Here is a 4,856-nt window from a genome sequence, read left to right as displayed (position 1 = left end):
CTGTTCCTGTCCCTGCTGCTGGGCCTGCTCGCGGGCTGTGGCGGAGGCGGCGGCGGCGGTTCGCCCGCGCCCAGCCCGGCGCCGTCGGCCGGCAGCACCAGCAGCGGCACGACGACCTCGGGCGGCACCTCCGTCAGCCCCGGCCCGAACGTGGTGGCCGTCATGCTCGACGGCGGGACCGACGGCTCGGCCTTCAACTCGCCCTTCGTCACCGTCACGGTCTGCACGCCGGGCACCCAGACCTGCCAGGTCATCGACCACGTGCTGGTGGACACCGGCTCGTCCGGCCTGCGGGTTCTGGCCTCGGCCCTGGGCGCCACGGCGCTGCCCGCCGAGCCGGCGCCGGTGTCGGGCGCGCTCGCCGAATGCGCGCAGTTCGCCAGCGGTTTCTCCTGGGGCGCGGTGCGCCGCGCCGACGTGAAGATCGGCGGTGAATCGGCGGCCAACCTGCCGGTGCAGGTGGTCAACGACACGGGCACCGCCTACGCCCAGGTCCCCTCGGGCTGCTCCAGCACCGGCACCAACTTCGGCGTCGGCTCGGGCGCCAAGGGACTGCTGGGCGTGGGCCTGGAGCCGCAGGATTGCACGCTGTGCGCGACCCGGCCTTCGCTGGGCGTGTACTACGCCTGCGACGCGAGCGGCAACTGCAGTTCCACGCTGGCGCCCCTGAGCTCCCAGCTGAGGCAGCCGGCCGCCGGCTTCGCGACCGACAACAACGGCGTGGCGCTGGTGCTGCCCACCGTGCCTGCCACGGGCGCGACCTCCCTGGCGGGCAACCTGGTGTTCGGCATCGGCACGCGCGACAACAACGCGCTGGGTTCGGCCGCGATCTACGGCGCCGACGCGCAGGGCAACTTCAGCACGACCTACAAGGGGACGAAGTACACCAACAGCTTCCTGGACAGCGGCTCCAACGGGCTGTTCTTCCCGGACGCGTCCATTCCCCAGTGCAGCGGCAGCAGCGGCTTCTACTGCCCGCCCCAGCCCCTGTCCCTGACGGCCACCATCAACGGGGCGGCCAGTCCGACCGGGGTGGGCGGCACCAGCAGCCCGGTCGCCTTCACCGTCGACTCCCTGACCTCGCTGGACGCCAGCGCGACGGTGGGATCGGTCGGCGGCTCGACGGCGGGCCTGGGCAACGCCTTCGACTGGGGCCTGCCCTTCTTCTTCGGCCGCACGGTGTTCGTGGCGCTTCGCGGCGCCAGCACGCCGGCCGGACCCGGCCCCTACTGGGCGTTCTGAGGCGCGGGCAGCGGCAGGCGCAGCGTCGCGCACAGCCCCGGCCCGCCGCTCGCCGGCGCCAGCGTCAGCGTGCCGCCCAGCAGGCTGGCGTAGCGCGAGACGATGGCCAGGCCCAGCCCGGCGCCCTGGCCCAGGCGCTGGCCCCGCTCGCCCTGCACCCAGCGGTGGGCGAGGTCGCCCGTGACGCCGTCCAGCCCGGGCCCGTTGTCGCACACGCTGAGCACCGCCTCTGCGTCCTGGCGCGCCAGGCCCACGGTGATGTGCGGCGGCTGGCCGCGGCCGTAGCGCAGCGCGTTGTCCAGCAGGTTGGACAGGATGCCCTCCAGCAGGGCCCGGTCCGATTCGACCACCAGCGGCTCGTCCAGGCCCTCGGCGCCCAGGTCCACCCCGGCGGCGTCGGCGCGCGGCAGGAAGGCCAGCATCAGCTCGCGCACCAGCGCGTCCAGGGCGATGCGCTCGCGCCTGAGCGCGGTGCCCGCTTCGGCCGCCCGGGCCAGCGCCAGCAGCTGGTCGACCATGCGGCTGGCGCGCTGCTCCGCCTGGCCCACCCCCTGCAGGTGCTCCCGCCAGGCGGCCGGATCGTCCTGCGCCAGGCCCAGCCCCGCGTGGGCCCGGATGGCCGCCAGCGGCGTGCGCAGCTCGTGCGCCACGTTGCCGGCGAATTCGCGTTGCGCGTCCACGCTGCGGTGCAGCCGGGCCAGCAGGGAGTCGACGGCCACGCCGATGCTCTGCACGTCGCGCGTGCTGGCAGCGGAGGCCACCTCGGGCGGCAGCGGCGCCAGGTCGTCCGCATGGCGCTGGCCGATCGCCTGCGCCAGGCGCGACAGCGGCGCCACGTCGGTGCCTATGCTGCGGCGCAGCCACAGGGCCAGCAGCAGCAGCAGCACGGCCTGCGGCAGCGCCGAGTAGACGAGCACGCGGCGCAGCAGGGTTCGGCGGCTGGCGGTCGTCTGGCCCATCACCACGGTGAAGGGCGCGGGCGCCGTGCGCTGCACCGTGACGACCCGCAGCGGCCGGCCCTGGAAATTGATTTCCGAGAAGCCCGGCGTGTCGCCTGCCGCCAGCTGCAGCGCCTCCTGCCCGGCGACCAGGCTGCCGTCGCCGGCGATGAGGGCGAAGTACTGCGATTCGGACTGGTCGTACAGCAGCGTGGCGAGCTCGCGCGGGGACAACGGCAGCGTCACCTGCCCGTGCTCCGCGCGCACCTGAGAGGCCAGCGCGTAGGCGTCGTCCAGCAGGGAGCGGTCGAAGGCTTCGCCGACGAAGTTCTCGGCCACGCCCAGCAGCACGGCGGTGCCCAGCGCCCAGGTCAGCACCAGCGGGCCCAGCACGTGCCAGGCCAGGCGGGTGCGCAGGCTGCCCCTGGCCAGCGCCGCGTCGCTCACCCGGCGTTTTCCTCGAGCACGTAGCCCAGCCCGCGCAGGGTGCGGATCACGACCCCGGTGTCGGCCAGCTTCTTGCGCAGGCGCGACACGAAGGCCTCGAGCGCGTTGTCGCCCAGCACGCCCTCGGCGTCCGAGAGCTTGCGCGAGAGCTCGCGCTTGCTCACCACGCGGCCCGGCGGCGTCATCAGTTCCAGCAAGACCTCGAACTCGCGCGCCGGCAGGTCCCAGGGCTGATCGCCCAGGAAGAAGCGCCCGGCCCGCCGGTCCAGCACCAGCGCGCCCAGGGCGACGCGATCGTCGGTGCCGTGGGCGCGCCGCACCAGGGCACGCAGCCGGGCCTCGACCTCGCCCAGGTCGAAGGGCTTGCCCAGGTAGTCGTCGGCGCCCGCGTCCAGCCCGGCGATGCGTTCCTCGGTGCGGTCGCGCGCGGTGAGCACCAGCACTGGCGTGCGGTCGCCGCGCAGGCGGGCCGCGCGCAGGGCGGACAGGCCGCTGCCCATGGGGCTGCGCTCGTGCGGGCCCTGGGGCAGGTTCAGGTCCAGCAGAACGGCGTCGAAGGACTGCACGCGCCACCAGTGGGCGAGGTCCTCCAGGTTGCGGGCCAGCTCCACCCGGTGCCCGGCCTGGGCCAGGCTGCGCACCACCAGGTCGGCCAGCACGGCGTCGTCTTCGGCCAGCAGGATCCTCATCGCTTCACCTCGTCATGCGGCCGCCGACCACCGGCAGCCCGAACGCGGCAAGGATACGACAGCGGCCTCAGGCGGGCATTGCGCCGATGACGCCGCCCCCGAGGCAGACCTCGCCGTCGTACAGCACGGCCGACTGCCCGGGCGTGACGGCCCACTGCGGCTGCGGAAAGTCCAGGTGGAAGTGGCCGTTGGCGCCGGCGGCCAGCGCGCAGGCGGCGTCCTGCTGGCGGTAGCGCGTCTTCGCGCCGTAGGCCCCGGCCGCGGGCGCCGTGCCGGCGACCCAGCTGGCGTCCTGCGCGTCCAGCGCCAGCGACTGCAGCCAGGGGTGGTCGTGGCCCTGCACCACCCACAGCGTGTTGCTCGCCATGTCCTTGCGCGCCACGAACCAGGGCGCGTGCTCGCCGCCGCCGCGCTGCGCGCCCTTTTCCTTCACGCCGCCGATGCCCAGCCCCTGGCGCTGCCCCAGTGTGTAGAAGGACAGGCCGTGGTGCTGGCCGATGACGCGCCCGCGCTCGTCGCGGATGGGGCCCGGCTCCTTGCGGATGTAGCGGTTGAGGAAGTCGCGGAAGGGCCGCTCGCCGATGAAGCAGATGCCGGTGGAATCCTTCTTTTTCGCGTTGGGCAGGCCGATCTCGGTGGCGATGCGCCGCACTTCGCTCTTGCGCAGCTCGCCCACCGGGAACAGGGTGCGCGAGAGCTGGGCCTGGTTCAGCCGGTGCAGGAAGTAGCTCTGGTCCTTGGTCTCGTCCAGGCCCTTGAGCAGCTCGAAGCGGCCTTCGCGCTCGCGCACGCGGGCGTAGTGGCCGGTGGCGATCTTCTCGGCGCCCAGCCGCATGGCGTGGTCCAGGAAGGCCTTGAACTTGATCTCCGCATTGCAGAGCACGTCGGGGTTGGGCGTGCGGCCGGCCTGGTACTCGCGCAGGAACTCGGCGAAGACGCGGTCCTTGTACTCGGCCGCGAAGTTGACGTGCTCGATCTCGATGCCCAGCACGTCGGCCACGCTGGTGGCGTCGATGAAGTCCTGGCGCGACGAGCAGTACGCGTCGTCGTCGTCGTCCTCCCAGTTCTTCATGAAGATCGCGATGACCTCGTGGCCCTGCTGCTTGAGCAGGTGCGCGGTGACCGCGGAGTCCACGCCCCCGCTCAACCCGACCACCACACGCGGTTTGCGACCCATGTGTGCCATTATCCCAGCGCAGGCATCCCCCCATGCTCTACCGGCCCACACCACCGTCGCTGCCGCCCCAGCGCATGTCGCCCGCGGCCCTGGCGACCGCGGGCGTGCTGCACGCGGCCGTGATCTGGCTGCTGTGGAAGTACTCCCCGATCGAGCCCGCGGTGCGCTACGTGGTCTACCAGTACGTGCAGCCCATCAGCCCCAGCCCCGGTGCGAGCCGCGCCATCACGCTGCGCCCGGCCCGGCCCCAGGCCAGCCCGGACAGCCAGGAGCTGTTCTCGCGCCGGGTCGAACCCAGCGTGCCCCTGCAGGCCACCGACCAGCTGCCCGACACGCTGAAGCCTGCCAAGCCGCAGCCGGCCC

5 protein-coding genes are annotated in these 4,856 nt (G+C 73.3%); 2 read left to right on the top strand and 3 right to left on the bottom strand.

Translation table 11 applies throughout. The features are described 5' to 3' along the window. Positions 1 to 1,242 (top strand): DUF3443 family protein (locus IM725_RS19570; RefSeq protein ID WP_193782321.1); only part of this gene is annotated, 1,242 nt, incomplete at its 5' end. Here the strand turns inward: IM725_RS19570 and IM725_RS19565 are convergent. The 3 genes from IM725_RS19565 to mnmA all read right to left on the bottom strand — a co-directional run bounded on the left by IM725_RS19565 (position 1,227) and on the right by mnmA (position 4,493). Then, positions 1,227 to 2,627, bottom strand: coding sequence for a sensor histidine kinase (locus IM725_RS19565; protein ID WP_193782320.1), 1,401 nt, complete (start codon positions 2,625 to 2,627; stop codon positions 1,227 to 1,229). The genes IM725_RS19570 and IM725_RS19565 overlap by 16 nt on opposite strands. Continuing rightward, positions 2,624 to 3,316 carry a response regulator transcription factor gene (locus IM725_RS19560; protein ID WP_193782319.1) on the bottom strand — a complete coding sequence of 231 codons (693 nt, stop codon included), beginning with the start codon at positions 3,314 to 3,316 and terminating at the stop codon, positions 2,624 to 2,626. The genes IM725_RS19565 and IM725_RS19560 overlap by 4 nt, the downstream gene beginning before the upstream one ends. Positions 3,317 to 3,383: 67 nt before the next feature. After that, on the bottom strand, positions 3,384 to 4,493 hold the full coding sequence (gene mnmA, locus IM725_RS19555) for a tRNA 2-thiouridine(34) synthase MnmA (protein WP_193782318.1): 1,110 nt from the start codon (positions 4,491 to 4,493) through the stop codon (positions 3,384 to 3,386). A 32-nt stretch (positions 4,494 to 4,525) separates the two neighbouring features. Here mnmA and IM725_RS19550 point away from each other — a divergent pair. Continuing rightward, on the top strand, positions 4,526 to 4,856 hold a 331-nt coding region (locus tag IM725_RS19550), incomplete at its 3' end, for a hypothetical protein (protein ID WP_227753966.1).

It is taken from the genome of Ramlibacter aquaticus (assembly GCF_015159745.1).
GTDB lineage: Bacteria > Pseudomonadota > Gammaproteobacteria > Burkholderiales > Burkholderiaceae_C > Ramlibacter > Ramlibacter aquaticus.
Note: the sequence above shows the minus strand (reverse complement) of the source record. Positions and strands in the feature narration are given on the sequence as shown.

Excerpts from the sequence above, each read along its gene's own strand:
- IM725_RS19560 (WP_193782319.1), bottom strand. The coding sequence starts at position 3,316 with ATGAGGATCCTGCTGGCCGAAGACGACGCCGTGCTGGCCGACCTGGTG.
- mnmA (WP_193782318.1), bottom strand. The coding sequence starts at position 4,493 with ATGGGTCGCAAACCGCGTGTGGTGGTCGGGTTGAGCGGGGGCGTGGAC.